Origin of the sequence: Amycolatopsis sp. PS_44_ISF1, assembly GCF_032335455.1 — a bacterium.
GTDB lineage: Bacteria > Actinomycetota > Actinomycetes > Mycobacteriales > Pseudonocardiaceae > Amycolatopsis.
This window is the reverse complement of the sequence record NZ_JANUXO010000002.1, coordinates 1,456,783-1,473,313: the sequence shown is the minus strand read 5'-3', so window position 1 is coordinate 1,473,313 and position 16,531 is coordinate 1,456,783. Positions and strand designations below refer to the sequence as shown.

General features: G+C 75.5%; 14 protein-coding genes and 1 pseudogene. 7 read left to right on the top strand and 8 right to left on the bottom strand.

Annotation, left to right across the window (positions count from 1 at the left end; translation table 11 throughout):
* The first annotated feature begins 2 nt into the window (after nucleotides 1-2).
* Nucleotides 3-1,454 carry an aromatic amino acid ammonia-lyase gene (locus NYF13_RS20925; RefSeq protein ID WP_315659001.1) on the top strand — a complete coding sequence of 484 codons (1,452 nt, stop codon included), beginning with the start codon at nucleotides 3-5 and terminating at the stop codon, nucleotides 1,452-1,454.
* A gap of 130 nt (nucleotides 1,455-1,584) precedes the next feature.
* Here the strand turns inward: NYF13_RS20925 and NYF13_RS20920 are convergent, their stop codons facing one another.
* Nucleotides 1,585-2,454 carry an SAM-dependent methyltransferase gene (locus NYF13_RS20920; protein ID WP_315659000.1) on the bottom strand — a complete coding sequence of 290 codons (870 nt, stop codon included), beginning with the start codon at nucleotides 2,452-2,454 and terminating at the stop codon, nucleotides 1,585-1,587.
* A gap of 183 nt (nucleotides 2,455-2,637) precedes the next feature.
* Here NYF13_RS20920 and NYF13_RS20915 point away from each other — a divergent pair, with 183 nt between their 5' ends.
* From NYF13_RS20915 to NYF13_RS20905, 3 genes are all read left to right on the top strand, one after another.
* Nucleotides 2,638-3,753 carry a hypothetical protein gene (locus NYF13_RS20915; RefSeq protein ID WP_315658999.1) on the top strand — a complete coding sequence of 372 codons (1,116 nt, stop codon included), beginning with the start codon at nucleotides 2,638-2,640 and terminating at the stop codon, nucleotides 3,751-3,753.
* On the top strand, nucleotides 3,750-4,661 hold the full coding sequence (locus NYF13_RS20910) for an ABC transporter ATP-binding protein (protein ID WP_315658998.1): 912 nt from the start codon (nucleotides 3,750-3,752) through the stop codon (nucleotides 4,659-4,661). The genes NYF13_RS20915 and NYF13_RS20910 overlap by 4 nt, the downstream gene beginning before the upstream one ends.
* 821 nt (nucleotides 4,662-5,482) lie before the next feature.
* Nucleotides 5,483-6,319: an ABC transporter permease gene (locus tag NYF13_RS20905; RefSeq protein WP_315658996.1), complete on the top strand. Its 837-nt coding sequence runs from the start codon at nucleotides 5,483-5,485 to the stop codon at nucleotides 6,317-6,319.
* Here the strand turns inward: NYF13_RS20905 and NYF13_RS20900 are convergent.
* Nucleotides 6,309-7,103, bottom strand: coding sequence for a lipase (locus NYF13_RS20900; RefSeq protein WP_315658995.1), 795 nt, complete (start codon nucleotides 7,101-7,103; stop codon nucleotides 6,309-6,311). The genes NYF13_RS20905 and NYF13_RS20900 overlap by 11 nt on opposite strands.
* Before the next feature lie 154 nt (nucleotides 7,104-7,257).
* Nucleotides 7,258-7,650, bottom strand: coding sequence for a nuclear transport factor 2 family protein (locus tag NYF13_RS20895; RefSeq protein ID WP_315658993.1), 393 nt, complete (start codon nucleotides 7,648-7,650; stop codon nucleotides 7,258-7,260).
* Nucleotides 7,651-7,762: 112 nt separating this feature from the next.
* Here NYF13_RS20895 and NYF13_RS20890 point away from each other — a divergent pair, with 112 nt between their 5' ends.
* Nucleotides 7,763-8,614, top strand: a complete 852-nt coding sequence (locus NYF13_RS20890) for an LLM class flavin-dependent oxidoreductase (RefSeq protein WP_315658991.1) — start codon at nucleotides 7,763-7,765, stop codon at nucleotides 8,612-8,614.
* A gap of 294 nt (nucleotides 8,615-8,908) precedes the next feature.
* Here NYF13_RS20890 and NYF13_RS20885 read toward each other — a convergent pair whose 3' ends face one another.
* The 4 genes and pseudogenes from NYF13_RS20885 to NYF13_RS20870 all read right to left on the bottom strand — a co-directional run.
* Nucleotides 8,909-10,519 carry a DUF885 domain-containing protein gene (locus NYF13_RS20885; protein WP_315658989.1) on the bottom strand — a complete coding sequence of 537 codons (1,611 nt, stop codon included), beginning with the start codon at nucleotides 10,517-10,519 and terminating at the stop codon, nucleotides 8,909-8,911.
* Between the two features lie 81 nt (nucleotides 10,520-10,600).
* A complete protein-coding gene (locus NYF13_RS20880; protein WP_315658988.1) occupies nucleotides 10,601-11,434 on the bottom strand; it encodes a M55 family metallopeptidase in 834 nt (277 codons plus the stop codon).
* 50 nt (nucleotides 11,435-11,484) lie between these two features.
* Nucleotides 11,485-11,973 (bottom strand): carbonic anhydrase, encoded by a 489-nt coding sequence (locus NYF13_RS20875; protein WP_315660379.1) that lies wholly within the window; start codon nucleotides 11,971-11,973, stop codon nucleotides 11,485-11,487.
* A 120-nt stretch (nucleotides 11,974-12,093) separates the two neighbouring features.
* Nucleotides 12,094-12,249 (bottom strand): annotated as a pseudogene (locus NYF13_RS20870) (cupin); the annotation flags it as partial.
* Nucleotides 12,250-12,421: 172 nt separating this feature from the next.
* Between NYF13_RS20870 and NYF13_RS20865 the strand changes: the two are divergent.
* Both NYF13_RS20865 and NYF13_RS20860 read left to right on the top strand, forming a co-directional pair.
* Nucleotides 12,422-13,261, top strand: a complete 840-nt coding sequence (locus NYF13_RS20865) for an ESX secretion-associated protein EspG (protein WP_315658987.1) — start codon at nucleotides 12,422-12,424, stop codon at nucleotides 13,259-13,261.
* A gap of 883 nt (nucleotides 13,262-14,144) precedes the next feature.
* Nucleotides 14,145-15,047, top strand: coding sequence for a helix-turn-helix domain-containing protein (locus NYF13_RS20860; RefSeq protein ID WP_315658986.1), 903 nt, complete (start codon nucleotides 14,145-14,147; stop codon nucleotides 15,045-15,047).
* Between the two features lie 419 nt (nucleotides 15,048-15,466).
* Here the strand turns inward: NYF13_RS20860 and NYF13_RS20855 are convergent, their stop codons facing one another.
* Nucleotides 15,467-16,417 (bottom strand): alpha/beta hydrolase, encoded by a 951-nt coding sequence (locus NYF13_RS20855; RefSeq protein ID WP_315658985.1) that lies wholly within the window; start codon nucleotides 16,415-16,417, stop codon nucleotides 15,467-15,469.
* Between the last annotated feature and the right edge of the window lie 114 nt (nucleotides 16,418-16,531).

Below are 16,531 nucleotides of genomic sequence, written 5' to 3'. Positions count from 1 at the left end.
CCATGACCGACACCAGCCGGATCGAGATCAGCGGGGCCGGGCTCCGGTGCGCCGATGTGGTCCGTGTGGCGCGGCGCAGCGCGTGGATCGAGCTGGCGCCGGAGGCCCTGGCGCGGGCCGGGCAGGGGTACGAGCTGGCGGTCGAGCTCGGGGCCAAGCGCGCCGTGTACGGCCGCACCACCGGCGTCGGCGCGAACCGGCACACCGTGGTCGACCCGGAGTCGGCCGACCACCACGGCCTGCGCCTGCTGCGCAGCCACGCCAGCGGCACCGGCGAGCCGCTGCCCGACGACGCGGTGCGCGCGGTGATGGCGATCCGCCTCAACCAGCTCGCGGCCGGTGGCAGCGGGGTGCACCCGCGGCTGCTGGAGGCGCTGGCCACGGCCTTGCGGGTCGGTGCGCTGCCGCTGGTGCACTCCCGCGGCGCGATCGGCACCGGCGACCTCACCGCGCTGGCCGAGATCGCGCTGACCCTGGCCGGCGAGCTGCCGTGGGCGGCGGGCGAGCTCGACCCGCTCGCGATCAGCCCCGGCGACGCGCTCGCGTTCATCTCCAGCAACGCCGCCACCCTGGCCGAGGCCGTGCTCGCCTGGCACGACCTGACCCGCCTGCTCGCCGCGAGCCACGTGGTCACCGCCCTGACCTTCTGCGCCCTCGGCGGTTCGGCCGAGGCGTACTCCGAACGCGTGCACGCCGCCCGCCCGCACCCCGGCGCCGTCCGCTGCGCCGCCGAACTGCGCCGCCTGATCACCGCCGCCGGCGACCCGCCCGAGGGCCGTCGGCTGCAGGACCCCTTCGGACTGCGGGCCTTCCCGCAGGTCCAGGGCCCGGCGCTGGACGCCGCGGCCGCCGTGGAGCGGGTGCTCGGCATCGACCTCAACGCCGCCGCGGAGAACCCGCTGATCGACATCGAGACCCAGCAGGCCTACCACCACGGCCAGTTCTCCACCGCCCACGTCGCCCTCGCGTTCGACCACCTCCGCGCGGCGCTGCACCACGTCGCCGAGCTGTCCACCGCCCGCCTCGGCGACCTGGTGGAGCCGGACCTCAGCGGACTGCCGCCGTTCCTCAGCGAAGGCCCTCCGGGCAGCTCGGGCATCATGATCCTCGAGTACGTCGCCCACGACGCCCTGGGCACGCTGCGCCACGCGGCCTCCCCGGTCACCCTCGGCACCGCGGTCATCTCCCGTGGGCTGGAGGACCACGCGAGCTTCTCGACCCACGCCGTGCGCAGCACCGTGGCCGCCACCGCCGCCTACCGCACGGTGCTGGCGTGCGAGCTGCTCGCCGCGGTCCGCGCCCTGCGCCTGGCCGGAACCGACCTCCCGGACACCCCGCTGCGCGAAGCCTTCCGCCTGGCCGTGGGCAGCCTGCCCCACATCGCCGAGGACCACCCGCTGAGCCCGGAGATCGGCCAGGCCGAACGACTGCTGGACCGGCTCGCCGTGCTCTGAGCCGCTCCCGCGGCCGGACCGTTCGGGCCCGGCCATCGGCTGACCGGCGCTGCCTGACACAGACCGGCGCTGGCACCGACCGGCGCTGAGCGCGGGCGGCCACGGCGACCGCTCGTCGTGCAGCGGACCGCTACCGGGGCAGGTCGGCGGTGGTCAGGCCGGGGCGGGGGATGATGTGGCCGAGGCCGGCGGGCAGGGTCCGGCCGTGGCCGGCGGCCGCCTCGTCGACGGACATCGAGTGCACCGTCCAGCCCTGTCCGCGCAGCCAGGTCGCGGGGTCGCGGCGCGGGGCGGTGTCGAGCAGCCCGTCCAGGTCGATGCCGACCAGGTCCGCGGCCTTCATCTGGCGCATCACCTGGGCCAGCTCTTCGGCGCCGCCGTCGAGGATCTGCTCGATGCCGATCCGGCTGCCGGGCGCGGAGCGGGCGTGCACGATCTCGAACAGCTGTTCCTCGGCGTCGGGGGGCAGGTAGGGCAGCAGCCCTTCGACCAGCCACACGGTGGGCCGGGACCGGTCGAAACCGGCCTCGGCCAGCGCGGCGGGCCAGTCCTCGCGCAGGTCGGTGGCCACCGGGTGCCGGTGGCAGCGCGGGCGGGCGCCCAGGCCGTCGAGCACGTCCTGCTTGAACGCGAGCACGCGCGGCTGGTCCACCTCGTAGACGTCGCGGCCGGTCAGGTCCAGCCGGTAGGCGCGCGCGTCGAGCCCGGCCGCCAGGATGACCACCTGCGGCGCAGCGGAGCCGGCGAGGAGGTCGTCGAAGAAGCGCGAGCGCAAGTCCATGTACGTGGCCATCGCGGTCCACACCTCGTCGCCCCCGGCCCCCTCCGGACCGGTCGGCATCGGCTTCGGCGGGTTCGCCGCGCGCACGAACGCGGCCGCGAACGGGTCTTCGACCAGCCCGTCCGGGCGGCCGGTCGCGATCGCCCGCGCCGAGGCGACCGCCAGCGCGGTCAGGCCCACGCCGCTGACGATGTCCCACTGCTCGTGCGTTTCGGTCATCGGTGCCCCTCTCCTCCGGGTTTCCGGGCCCCAGCTTGGCACTGCGCGATCAGCCGAGTGCGCACGGTGAGCGAAATGCCCGACTCGATCTTTGTGGTCCGCGTCACTCCCGCCGGCGGGGATCCGTAAGGAGTTGGCAACCGATCACCGGCTTGGCGTGGCGTACAAAGGGACCCAGAGGTGATGCCCGTGTCGGTCGTGCGGCGTGAGCGGTGGTGGCGATGGGCGGGGGTGGCCGGGGTGGCGCTGCTGCTCGTCGCCGCGCCGCTGGTCGCCGGGGCCGTCGGGCCGTCCGGGAACTCGATCGACGCCGGGCGGCTGCGGGACCTGGTGCAGCGTTCGGACACGGTCGCGTACTCCGGCGAAGCGCGGAGCACCGGCTCGCTGGCGCTGCCCGAGCTGCCGGACCTCGCCGACGTCTCGGCCCTGTTCGCCGGCACCACCACGGTGCGCGCCTGGTACGCGGGGCCGGACCGGTACCGCGTGGCCACCCTGACCACCGCGGGCGAGCACGACCTCTACCGGCTGCCCGAGGGAGAGTACACCTGGGACTACGGCACGAACATGCTCACCGAACTGGCCGGGCGCCCCACCGTGCGGCTCCCGCGCGCGAGCGATCTGCTGCCGCCGCAGCTCGCCCGGTGGATCCTGCGCTCGGCGCCGGGCGAGGCCGTGCGCACGCTGCCCGCACGCCGGATCGCGGGCGTCGACGCGTCCGGGCTGCGGCTCGTGCCCGCCGACCCGGACACCACGATCGGGCAGGTCGACGTCTGGGCCGATCCGGTCAGCGGGCTGCCCGTGCGGGTCGAGGTGACCGCGCGCGGGCAGCGCAACCCCGTGCTGGTAACCGGTTTCGAAGATCTCGACCAGGGCCCGCAGGCGGTCACCACGCCGCGTCCGGCCCCCGGCAGCGGCTTCACCGTGACCGACGCGCCGGACATCTCCCGGGCCCTCGGCGCGTTCGGGCGGACCCGGCTGCCCGGCACCCTCGCGGGGAAGCCGGTGAGCCAGGCGGAACTCGGCGGGGTCTCGGGCGCGGCGCTGTACGGCTCGGGACTGTCCGCTTTCGCCGCCGTCGGCGTGCCCCGCAACGTCGCGGACGCCGCCGCCGACGCCGCGTCGAAAGCCGGCGGAACCGCGTCGGGCGACGCTGTGCTGCTGTCGATCACCCCGCTTTCGCTGGCCGTCGTCCGCCCGCCCGGCACGCGCCGGGCGTACCTGCTGGCGGGCCCGGTGGCGACCTCGGTCCTGGCCTCGGCCGGTGGCGACCTGGCCCGGCTCCGCCGGAGCGGCCGGTGATCGTCACGCACGCGCTGACCAAGCGATACGGCCGCACGCTGGCGGTCGACGCCGTCGACCTGGAGGTGCGCGAGGGCGACCGCTACGGCTTCCTCGGCCCGAACGGCTCCGGCAAGACCACGCTGGTGCGGATGCTGCTGGGACTGGTCTACGCCACCAGCGGCGAGATCGAGCTGCTCGGCCGTCCCATGCCGAAGCGGGCCTCGGAGGTGCTGCCGGAGGTCGGCGCGCTGGTCGAAGGCCCCGGCGCCTACCCCCACCTGTCCGGACGCCGCAACCTGGCCCTGCTCGACGCCACCGGCCGCGGCGGAGCCCGGCGCACGCGCCGCCGCCGGGTCGAGGAGTCGCTGGAGCGCGTCGGGCTCTCCGGGGTCGACGGGCGTCCGGTGAAGGCGTACTCGCTCGGCATGCGCCAGCGGCTCGGCCTCGCGGGCGCGCTGCTCAACCGGCCCCGGCTGCTGGTGCTCGACGAGCCCACCAACGGACTGGACCCGCAGGGCATCCGGGAGATCCGCGAACTGCTGGTCGAGTTGAACGACCACGGCACCACGGTGTTCCTGTCCAGCCACCTGCTGGCCGAGATCGAGCAGCTGTGCACCCGCGTCGGCGTCGTGGACCGCGGCCGGCTGGTGCTGGAGGACGACCTGACCGCCCTGCGCGCGGAGACCGGACGGGTGCTGCTCGGCACCCCGGACGCCGCGGCGGCCGTCGCGGTCCTGGACGGCCGCGTGGAACACCGCGACGGCGACCGCCTCCTGGTCCGCCACGACGACCCGGCGGAGCTGAACGCCCTGCTGGTCGCCGGCGGAGTGCCGGTGACCTCGCTGCAGGCCGAGCGCCGGACGCTGGAACAGGTGGTCCTCAACGTGACCGGCGCCGGGTCCGACCGCTTCGGGGACCACCGGTGACCGGGGCCGCCTCACCGGATCCGGGCCTGCGGCCGGTGCAGCAGGCGGTCGGCCGGGCTGCCCCGGAAGTGGCCGGTGGTGGGGGCTCGAATGGCCCCGGCGGGTGTGGTGTCCGTGGATCCGGGTGGCCGGGTGATCGGGCTGCCCCGGAGGCGGCCGGCGGTGGGGGCTCGAATGGCCCCGGCGGGTGTGGTGTCCGTGGATCCGGGTGGCCGGGTGATCGGGCTGCCCCGGAGGCGACTGGCGGTGGGGGCTCGAATGGCGCTGGCGGGTGTGGTGTCCGTGGATCCGGGTGGCCGGGTGATCGGGCTGCCCCGGAGGCGACTGGCGGTGGGGGCTCGAATGGCGCTGGCGGGTGTGGTGTCCGTGGATCCGGGTGGCCGGGTGATCGGGCTGCCCCGGAGGCGGCCGGTGGTGGGGGCTCGAATGGCGCTGGCGGGTGTGGTGCCCGTGAATCCGGGTGGCCGGGTGATCGGGCTGCCCCGGAGGCGGCCGGTGGTGGGGGCTCGAACGGCGCTGGCGGGTGTGGTGCCCGTGAATCCGAGCGGCCGGGTGGCCGGGTCCGTCCGGGCGGCGGCCGGTGGCAGGGGCCGAGGAATGGGGCGCGGCCGGGTGGTCCGCGGGTGGGGTGGTCGGGTGGGGTGGTCTTGGGGTCGGACCGCCGGTGTTCGGGGCCGGGTGGGGCTCGGCCGGTGGGGGAGTGGTCGTGGGGCCGGTCGGCTGGGGAGGTGGCCGGTGATCGAGGCTGAGCGGGGGAGCTCGCCGTGGTGGGATTCGCTGCGGTGGTCGCGGGTCCGCGCGGCCGGTCGGGAGGACCACCGGTGATCGGCGTCGAACTGCGGAAGCTGGTGCTGCGGCCGCGGGTCTGGGTGAGCGTCCTGCTGCTCTGCCTGCTGCCCGCGATCGTCGGCGTTTTCCTGGCCACGGCGGACTTCGCGCCGCCGCCGGGGCAGGGCGGGGCCTTCCTGTCCGCGGTGGTCAGCGACGGTTCGCTGTTCCCGGCCGCCGCGCTCGCCCTGGTGCTGCCGCTGTTCCTGCCCATCGCCGTGGCCGTGGTGGCCGGTGACGCGGTGGCGGGCGAGGCGGCCGGCGGGACGTTGCGGTACCTGCTGGTCCGGCCGTCGGGGCGGATCCGGCTGCTCGCGGCGAAGCTGGTGGCGCTGGCGGTGTACGTGACCGGCGCGATCGTCATCGTGGTGCTGACCTCGCTGGTGATCGGCGTGGTCCTGTTCGGCACCGGTGGGCCGGTGGCGGGCCCGGGTGGGCCGGCGGCTCCCGCGGTTTCGCTGTCCGGCACCTCGCTCAGCTCCTCGGGGCTCGCGTTGCGGTTGCTCGGCGCGGTCACCTACGTCGTGCTGTCGATGCTCGGCTTCGCCGCGATCACCCTGTTCCTGTCCACGCTGACCGATTCCGCGCTGGGCGCCGCGCTCGGCGGTCTGGCCGTGCTGATCACCAGTTCGGTGCTGGAGACGCTCGACGCGGCCGGTCCGGTGAAGCCGTACCTGCCCACGCACTACTGGCTGTCGTGGATCGACTTCTTCCGGGATCCCGTGGTGTGGCGCACCATCGACCACGGTCTGCTGCTGCAGGCGGGCTACATCGTGGTCTTCTTCGCCGCCTCCTGGGCGAACTTCGCGACGAAGGACGTCACGAGCTGAGGCAGGTCTCCGGCGCCCGCAGCGGGGCCGGGCCGATGGCCCGCAGCACCAGCGCCGTGATCGCCGGGTCGGTGGGCAGATCACCGTGCGCGGCGGTGTCGGCGGGGCAGATCCCTTGCAGCGCAACGTTCACCGCGCCTTCGAGCCGGGCCGATTCGGGCGGGGTGACCGTCTCGTCGCGCTGCGTCCACACCGAAAGCCACGGCAGCCCGGCCGGCAACGGCGGCAGCCGCCGGAGCAGCGGGCTGCCGGGGACGAGCTGCTGACAGGCCGTGGGGCACGCCCCCGGCACCAAGGCGCCCCCGGCCGCGGCGAGATCGGTCCCGTGCATCGGCGCGCCGAGCGTGACGACGCGGCGCGCCGGGTGCTCCCCGCCGTCCCGCGCCACCCACAACCGCGCCACGACCCCACCGGCCGAGTACCCGATGACATCGACGGACGGCGCGCCATCCGCATACGCGCGCTCCACTGCGTCGGCGAGCACGCCCGCCTGCTGTTCCAGATCGCCGGTGCCGTCACCGAGGAGGGTGAGCACCTGCGCGTCCCGCCCGGTGGCCCGGTGGATGCGGTCGGCGAGGTGCAGCAGCCCGTCGCGCCCGCCGCCGTAACCGGGCACCAGCAGCACCGGACCGGGCCGGTCCGGCGCCGGCGGCCCGCCCCGCGGCCCGGTCCCGGACCCGGCGGCGGTGAGCACCGCGGCGACCAGCCCGGCCACCACCACGACCCCGGCCCCGCCGACCAGCAGACGGCGGCGGGGGCTCAGACCGGACCAGGGGTTCCGCATGGCTCCATGGTGCCTGCCGGGAGGCTTGATCCTGGTGTGGCTTTCCCCGGGTGGTGGAGTGGACGGGCTCGGTGGGGCGGTTGCGCGTCGCTTGATTCCGGGAGCGGCCCCTGACCGGGACAGTGGTAGTGGTGGGCTCCCCAGGGGCCCGGGGTCAGGCGCCGGCGGCTTCGCGCTGGATCCGGTCGAACTGGGCGGCCATCGCGGCGGACAGGGCCTGGGCGGCCGAAAGCGGGCGGACCATCACGGTCAGCTCGTCGACCAGGCCGTCGGCGTCGAGGTGGAGGAAGTCGGCGCCCTCGACGCGGGTGTCGCCGATGCGGGCTTCGAAGACCAGGGCGTGGGCGCGGCCGTCCTCGCCGCTGAGCTCGCGGACGTAGCGAAAGTCCTCGAACACCCGCAGCACCCCGCGCAGGATCGCGGAGGTGATCGCCTTCCCCGGGTACGGCCGGAACGCGACCGGGCTGGTGAACACCACGTCCTCCGCCAGGGACGCGGCGATCGCGTCGGCGTCACGGGCCTCGACCGCCTCGCGGAAGCTCTTCACGGCCTACCTCGTTTTCCCGGTGCGACTGGATTCCCCCGACAGCTTAGGGACTTCCGGCCCGGTCCGGTCGGTAGGCTGGGAACACCAGCCGGCACGGCGAAGGGGAATGCGGATGAAGATCGGAATCGGCCTGCCGAACCAGGTGCGGGACATGGCCCCCCGGGTCCTGCCCGGGTGGGCGCGGCGGGCCGAGGCGGCGGGGTTCTCCACGCTGGCCACGGTGGGCCGCACGGCCTACCCCGGGGTGCTGGACACCGTCGCGCTGGCCGCGGCCGCGGGCGCGACCGAGCGGATCGGGCTGCTGAGCGGCGTCCTGCTCGGCCCGGTGTGGCCGCCGGTGCTGCTGGCCAAGGAACTCGCCGGCATCGACGGCGTCTCCGGCAACCGGCTGACGATCGGCCTCGGCATCGGCGCCCGCGAGGACGACTTCGTCGTGGACGGCCGGGGCCCCCGGGGACTCGGCCAGCGGATCGACGCCGACCTCGAGACCTACCGCGAAGTGTGGGACGGCGAGCCCGTCGGCGGCGGCACCAACCCGGCGGTGCCGCCGGGCACGCGCCGGGTGCCGTTGCTGCTGGGTGGTTCGGCGCCGGCCTCCTACGCGCGGATGGCCAAGTGGGGCGAGGGCTACGTCGGCGGTTCGGTGCCGCCGGAGCTGGTGGCGCCGTCGTTCGACCAGGCCCGGGCCGCCTGGGCGGAAGCGGGCCGGGAAGGGTCGCCCCGGCTGGTGGCCCTCGCGTACTTCGCCCTCGGAGACCCGGAACAGGGCCGCGGCAAGGTCCACGACTACTACAGCAACTTCGGCGCACTGGCGGACCTGATCGCCGGCGGCGTCCGGACCACCCCCGGCGAACTGCGGCAGGCGGTCTCGGACTTCGCGGCCCTCGGCGCCGACGAGCTGATCTTCAACCCGGGCACGGACAACCCGGCCGACATCGAGGCGCTGGCCGAGGTCGTGCTGTAGCCGGGCAGGAGGAGAGACCCGCGCAGGCCGGGCTCGCGCGGGTTCGGTTCGCCCCGGTATGAGCCGGAATCGGGGCGGAGGCGGGGTTCTGCTCGATCCGCGTGGGGTCGCGGTTCGGAATGGCGGGACGGTCCGTGGCCGGGGCGACGACCCGGGATCGGGGCGGGCCGGGCGACTCCGGGACCGCGCCGCCGAACTGCCGAGCTGCCGTAGCCCCGGTTGCAGGGCGCCCGTGCCCGGTTTTGGCCGCCCGAGGCCGGGTGGCCAGGACCGGGTGCGGAGGCTCGGCCCGGTTCAGGCGGTCGGGCGCAGTGCCTCCTGCAGGGCGGCCAGGCCGACCGGCCCGACCTCCAGTGCTTCGCGGTGCCAGGAGCGCAAGGTGAAGCCCGGCCGTCGCGAAGCTTCCTCGCGGGCCTGGAGCCAGGCGCGTTCACCGAGCTTGTACGAGATGGCCTGGCCCGGCCAGCCGTAGTAGCGGACCACCTCGGCGTGCACCTGGTGGCGGCCGGCCAGTCCGCGTTCGTGCAGAACCCGGCAGGCGGTCTCGAAGCTCCAGCGGGAGCCGTCCGGGAGGGGGAGGTCCAGGTGCGCGCCGAGGTCGATGACCACCCGGGCGGCGCGCAGCGCGGAGCCCGACAACATGCCCAGCCGGGTGCCCGGTTCGGTGTACCAGCCGAGTTCGTCGGACAGGCGCTCGGCGTAGAGCGCCCAGCCCTCGGCGTGGCCGCTGACCGAGTGGGACCGGGCGAAGCGGCTGACGCGGTCGGCGGCCAGCTTCGCCGTGCCGATCTGCAGGTGGTGGCCCGGCACGCCCTCGTGGAGCACCGTGGTCAGCTCCCGCCACACGGCGAACCGCTCCCGTCCGCCCAGCGGCCACCAGGTGCGGCCCGGGCGGGTGCCGTCCTCGCTGGGGCCGGTGTAGTACGGCGCGCCGGAGGCCGAGCCGTGCGCGATCGTCACGTCCAGGGTCCGCAGCGGCTCCGGGATGTCGAAGTGCTCGGCCGCCGCTTCCAGCGCGCGGTCGTGCCGGGCGCGCAGCCAGTCCAAATAGGACGCTTCGCCGTCGACGCTGTACGCGGCGTCCAGCAGTTCCTGGGCCTGCGCGACGGTCGCGCCCGGGCGCACGCTCGCGGCTTCCTCGGCCAGCTCGCTTTCGATCCGCTCCAGCTCGGCCCAGCCCCATTCGTACGCCTCGGCCAGGTCGACGTCCGCGCCCAGGCTCAGCCGCGCGCCCACCGCGTAACGCTCGGCGCCGACGCCGTCGACCTCCGTCGCGCGCGGCGCGTACTCCTCGCGCAGGTACGCGGCCAGGCCCGAGTACCCGCGGTAGGCGGCGTCGGCCGCGGCGCGCAGTTCGCCGGAGAGCGCGCCTTCGCCGTAGCCGTCCAGCAGGGCTTCGTGCTTGCCCACGTACTGCTCGGCCTGCGCGGCCGTCTCCAGGGCTTGGCGCCGAGCCGCGGGCAGGCCCCGGTCCAGTCCTTCGCCCAGCGCCGAACGCCAGCCGTCCAGCATGGTCTCGACGCCGGCCAGCCGCCGGGCGATCACGCGCCAGTCTTCGTCGCCGGTGCGCGGCAGCATGTCCACGGTGTCGTGCACCGAGTTCAGGATCCCGAAGTGCGCTTGGACCGTGCGCAGCGGCTCGCCCAGATCGTGCCAGGCGAGCTGCGCCTCCAGCCGCTCCCGCAGGTGCGCGCCGGCGATCCGGTCCGACGCCGACTCCGGGGTCAGTGCGGCCAGCGCCGCCAGCGTGCGGCGAGTCAGCTCGGCCCGGGCTTCGGCGCCGTCGGGGCTGTAATCGGTCAACGCGGACGGATCGGTCACGACGCCGCCGATGGTCGCCGCCACCGGGTCCAGGGCGGCTTCGGCGGTCACGTGGTCGTCGCTGAGCTGGAAGATCGGTGTCACCCGGCCACGTTATACCCCGCGGGCCGTGCCGGTGGCCTTCATGGCCGAGGGGGTTTCGCGGGACCGCGCAACGGCCGCGGTTCAGCGGTGGGGGTAGTGCGCCGCGAGCGCGGCCCAGACCTCCAGCACGTCGAGCGCCTGCCGCGGGCCGGCGGCGGTGAACCGGACGGTGCGTCCGCCGACCCGCTCGGTACCGGGGACGCGGGCGGCCAGGTCGGCGGCGCCGTTCGGGCGAAGCTCGGCCTCGATCAGCAGTTCGTCCGGAATGGACAGTGGGGACAGGAGACCGGCGGCGGCGTTGCGGACGGCCCGCGCGGCACCCGCGGTGATGGCCTCGCGGGCGACCGCCGGGTGGCGGCTGCGGGCGGCGGTGCGCCCGAGCGCGGTCTTGACCGCGACGGTCACCACGCCGGGGAAGGTGCGCTCCGCGTGGGCGCAGATTACGTCGTCGCCGGTGACCAGGCCGACCGGCACGCCGTGCTCGGCGGCGATCAGCGCGTTCAGCTCGGCCTCGCCGATCGGTGCGCCGCCGAGCCGGACCTCGGTGAAACCGCCGCCGCTGAAGGTGTGCGCGAGCACGCCGGCCGGGTCCGCCGCCGCGGCGTGGTAGCCCACGAACAGCACGACCCCGCGGCCCGTGGGCAGTTCCTGCACCATGCCGAGCGGCGTGGGCTCGCCGACCACGTACTCGACCCGGCGGTCGAGGCGCTCGCCCAGCAGGTTGTCCGACGGTCCGTGGCTGTCGTTGACCACCACCGACGTCGCGCCGCCCTCGAACGCGCCCGCCACCGCGGCGTTGGCCTCCGCGGTCATCAGCTCCCGCGCCGCCGGGTAGTCCCGGCCGCCCGGCCCGATCTGCTGCCGCGTGGCGATGCCCGCGACCCCTTCCAGGTCCACCGAAACCAGCACGTCCACGGTTTCCGCCCTTTCGCCCCGACCGGCTGGAGCCTACCCCGGCGGAGGCGTCAGACGACCTCGTCGAGCTTCCCGGTGGCCACGTCGAAGACGAACCCGCGCACGGACTCCTTGCGCGGGACGAACGGGCTGCTGCGGATCCGGGCCAGCGACTGCCGCACGTCGGTTTCGAGGTCGGCGAAGGCCTCGGCGGCCCAGGCGGGCTTGAGGCCGACGTCCTGGCGGATGGACTCCTTGAACTCGTCGTCGGTGAAGGTGAGCATGCCGCAGTCGGTGTGGTGGATGAGGATGATCTCCTCGGTGCCGAGCAACCGCTGGCTGATGGCCAGCGAGCGGATCTCGTCCTCGGTGACCACGCCGCCCGCGTTGCGGATCACGTGGGCCTCGCCCTCGTTCAGCCCGAGCACGCCGTAGACGTTGATCCGCGCGTCCATGCAGGCCAGCACGGCCACGTGCTTGGCGGGCGGCAGCGGCAGCGGGCCGGTGAAGCCCGCGGCGTACTCGGCGTTGTTGGCCAGCAGTTCGTCGGTGACGCTCACAGGTGGGTCCTCTCGGTCGGTTTCCCCCGGGGGGACCGAGCAGACCCGCCGTATGCGGTCATGCGCAACCGTGACCACGGGGTGGAAGGCACCGGCCCTTTGTCCGGACGGCGCCGGGCGCGGGACGCAGGGCGGCACGAACACGTAGTCGCCAGGACCGGTCTCCGGCTGCACTTCCTGGTCACCGTCGGCGAAGACGAACGCGGGGTGGCCGGACTTGACGTGGATCGCGGTCTCGGCCTCACCGTGGTGGTGGTCGCCGGTGGTCGGTCCCGGGCCGTCCTCCTCTGGTTCGGTGCGCCCGCCGTCATCCCCGGCCCGGGCGGGTGGACGCGCGGGAAACGCGGGCGGGTCTTTCGGACACGAAACGGCGCGGCGCCCCCTGCGGACCCCCGCCGATGGCATCGTTCGTGCCGCAGGACTCGGCTCGGGAAGGACCAAGGCGGCTATGGCGGACAGGTTCGAGTTCACCCTCGACGTGGTCGAGGCCCGGGTGGCCGGGCTGGCGACCGGCGGTGACATCCGGCTGTTCCCGCTGCGGATCGGGGCGGTGCCCACGGATCCGGCGCGGTTCGCGCGGGTCGCGGCCGCGGTGTACCGGGCGGTGGAGGAACGGCGGCTGTCCGTGCGGGGCGAGCTGCACCCGTCGGTGCGCACCGCGTTCGGGCTGGTCGCCGCGCCTCGGGTGTCGGTGGCGGTGAGCGGACTCGACGGCCTCGGTTCGGACCTGGCGGTGCTCGCGCTCACCGACGGCCGGCAGGCGCTCGGCATCACGCAGGACCCGCGGTCGGACGACCTGGCCTTCTCGCTGTTCCCCGACGAGGACCTGGTGGAATTCGTCACCGGCGTGCTGCCCGCGGCGCGCGCGGCGACCACGCCCGTGCAGACCGTGCACCGCGGGGCCCCGCAGGCGGTGTCGGCCATGACCGCGCGGCGCCGCGCGGAGGCCGCGGAGGACGAGGACGAGACCGACGCGTTCGGCAGCCTCCGCATCGTCAAGCCCCGCTCCGGCCGCTCCCGCCCGGCCGCCGAGGACGAGCCCGGCGACGTCCTGCAGCGGGTGCTGGCCGCCCCGCGCCTGGGCGGCGGCCACATCCACACCACCGGCCGGGGCCGGCTCGGCGAGCTCCGCAGCGCCGACCCGATGAGCTGGCTGGACACCGAAGACGGCCGTTACCTGGTCCACACCAGCATGGGCCCGGCGGGCGAACTGAGCGCGCGTTACGTGCCGGCCGGGCGGGCCGAGGTCGCGCGGGCGGTGCGGGCGGCTGTTTCCGCGGTCTACTGACTGTCGTTTGTGGACGAACGCCGGGCCGGGCGCCGCTCGGTGGCTGCTCGGTGGGCCGGGGCCGGTTACCCTGGGGGACATGAAGGGGCTGCTCCTGCGACTGTCCGCCGTCGACTCCGACGCGGAGGCCGCGGTGCGGGTGATCGCGTACTTCGACGAACTGGTGGCCCACCGCGCGAGCCTCCCGGACCTGGTCCGCTCGGCCGCCGCGCTGGCGGAGTGCCCGGCCGGGCTGCACCGGCCGGGCGAACCGATGCTGCGATTCCGGCCGGACGGCTCCGCGCCCGGGGACGCGGTGCCCGGGCCCGTGCATCGGGCCGGGGAGGACGGCAAGACCGGTCCGGCGGGCCGGGACGATGCCGCGGAGGTCCGGACCGCCGGCGCGGACCGGTCTGCGGCCGCGGATGGTGCTGGTGCGGTGGTTGTGGCTGCGGATGGTGCCACGGCAGTGAAACGGGCTGGCGGCGCTGGTGCAGCGGGCCTGGGTGCGGTTGCGGATGGTGCTGGTGCGGTGGTTGGGGGTGCGGCTGCGGATGGTGCTGCGGCAGTGGACCGGGCTGGCGGTGCCGACGGCGCTGGCGCAGTAGGTCGGAGTGCGGCTGCGGATGGCGGTGGTGCAGTAGGTCGGGCTGCGGTTGCGGATGGTGCTACCGCAGTGGACCGGGCTGGCGGTGCCGACGGAGGTGGTGCAGTAGGTCTGGCTGCGGCTGCGGACGGTGCTGTCCCTGCCGATCTGGCGGTCGCGGCCGGTCGGGCTGCGGCCGGGGCCGGGGTTGGCACCGCGAGCCGTACCGCCGGAGCAGGGCGGACTGCTGCCCCGCCCCGCACCGCTGCTGCCGCGCAGGACGTCGCCGACGCGGCGCGGGCGGCGGGGCCGGGGGCGGTGGAACCCGGGCCCCTGGTACTGGTTTCCGCGGTCGAGCCCGGGGGCCGGGTCTGGCTGGAGCGAGCGGCTCCCGAGCCGCTGGACGACCTCGTGCTGGAGCGGTTCGCGATCGCGGCCCGGCTGCTGGCGCGGCCGGGGGCGGTGGCCGCGCCGCACCTGGCCGACCCCGCGCTGGTCGAGCTGGTGCTGGGGGAGCGGGCGGCGGCCGAGGACCGGGCGCGGGCGCTGGTGCTGCTCGGGCTGGCGGCGGGCAAGCCGGTGCGGGTGGTCGCGGTCGGCACCGGCGACGGGCGGGATCCGGGGGCCGCGGCGGTCGCGCTGATGGCCCGGGGCGGGGCCTTCCCGGCCGCGCGGGTGGCGGTGGTCGGTGAGGTCGCGGCGGTTGTGGTGCAGCCCCGCGAAGGGACGGACGCCGTGGTCTCCGCGCTCCGGTCCGCGCTGGCCGACCGGGCGCGGGAGCGCAGCGCGACGGGCACGGTCCGCGTCGGCGTCGGTGACCCCGTGGACGGGCTGGAGGCTCGTCGTTCCTGGCTGCAGGCGCGGCTGGCCGAGCGCTTCGCCGGGCCCGGGGCGGAACCGGTGATCGTGCACGAGGAACTCGGCTCGCGCACGCTGCTGGCCGAGATCCCGCCGGAGCGGCTGCGGGCCCAGCCCGACGTCCGCGCCCTCGACGAGCTCGCCGCCACCCCGGCCGGCGCCGCCGACGTCGCGACGCTGGAAGCGTTCTGCCGCACGGGATCGCTGCGCCAGGCGGCCGTCCTCCTGCACCGGCACCACAGCTCGGTCGCCGGGCGGCTGGCCCACGTCGAGGACGCGCTGGGCTGGCGCCTCGACGATCCGGGCGACCGGTTCCGCGCCCACCTGGCGCTGCTCGCCCGCCGGCTGGCCGCCCGCGGTTGAGCCGGCAGCGCACCCCGTCGCCGCGAACCCGCCGCGGGCCGGTGCGGAAGGAGCCGCGGTGCCGGTTTTGCCAGGAGGACCAGTCTTTCCGGCGTCCTGATCGATGCGCTGAGGGTCCGATCGCCCGGAGAGGGAAGCGAGTCGAGCCGCGTGCCACCGGGGCGCGGGTCCGGCCGCCGCTCGGCCTGAGGCCCATTCACACCGACCCACGGTCCTGGCCGCACCCGCCTGAGCCGTTCGAGCCGCGTGCCACCGGGGCGCGGGTCCGGCCGCCGCTCGGCCGGAGGCCCGTTCACACCGACCCACGGTCCTGGCCGCACCCGTCTAAGCCGTTCGAGCCGCGTGCCACCGGGGTCCGGGTCCGGCCGCTGCTCGGCCGGAGGCCCGTTCACACCACCCACGGTCCTGGCCGCACCCGCCTAAGCCGTCTCGACCCCCAGCGCGCGGGCCAGCACCGCCCGCGCCTCGGCCTTTTCCCGGCGGGAGATCACCGCGTGCTTCACCACCCCGGAGCCGTGGAAGGTGCCCGGGAACAGGTGCAGTTCCGTGGTGACCCCGGCCGCCAGCAGGGCCTGCGCGTAACGGATCCCCTCGTCGCGCAGCGGGTCGAACTCCATCACCGAGACGTACGCGGGCGGCAGGCCGGTCAGGTCGGTCGCGCGGGCCGGGGCGGCGTGGACCGGGACGCCCTCGGTGCCGCGGACGCCCTCGCCGAGGTAGCAGTCCCAGCTCAGCTCCGCGCGGGGCCGGTTCCACAGCGGGGTGTCGACGAACGCGCGCATGCTCGGCGTCTCCAGGCGGTCGTCGATCTCCGGCACGCCGAGGAACTGGAACGCGATGGCCGGGCCGCCGCGGTCGCGGGCCAGCAGGGCCAGCGCGGCGGCCAGGCCCCCGCCCGCGCTGATGCCGTGGATGACGGTGCGGGCCGGGTCGATGCCGAGCTCGGCGGCGTTCTCGGCCGTCCAGGCCAGCACCGCGTAGCAGTCCTCCAGCCCGGCCGGGTACGGCGCCTCGGGGGCGAGGCGGTAGTCCACCGACACCACGACCGCGCCGAGTTCGCGGGCCACGCCGACGTTGTCCTCGTGGTCCATGTCCGCGCCACCGAGGATGAAGCCGCCGCCGTGGATGTCGAGGAGCAGGGCGGTGGTGGCGATCCGGTCCGGGGTGTAGACCAGCACCCGCACGTCGGGCGCGCCTTCGGGCCCGGGCACCAGCTCCTCGCGCACGGTGACGCCGGTGGTGTCGGGCTCCCCGGCCAGCTCCGCGAACATCTCCGCCGTCCGCAGCCGGGCGGCCGGCAGATCGGTGAGGTCGGTCTCGGGCAGCATCGAGACCGTGGCGGCGATCTCGGGGTCGAAGGCGTAGCTCATCGGGTTTCCTCCTCGCAAGGCGTTCTGCCGGCCATTCTGCCGGGGCGGGGCGCCCCGGGCGGCCGACGCGCGTCGCCGGTCCGGGCCGCCGGGCCCGCCAACCGCGCGCCCGGG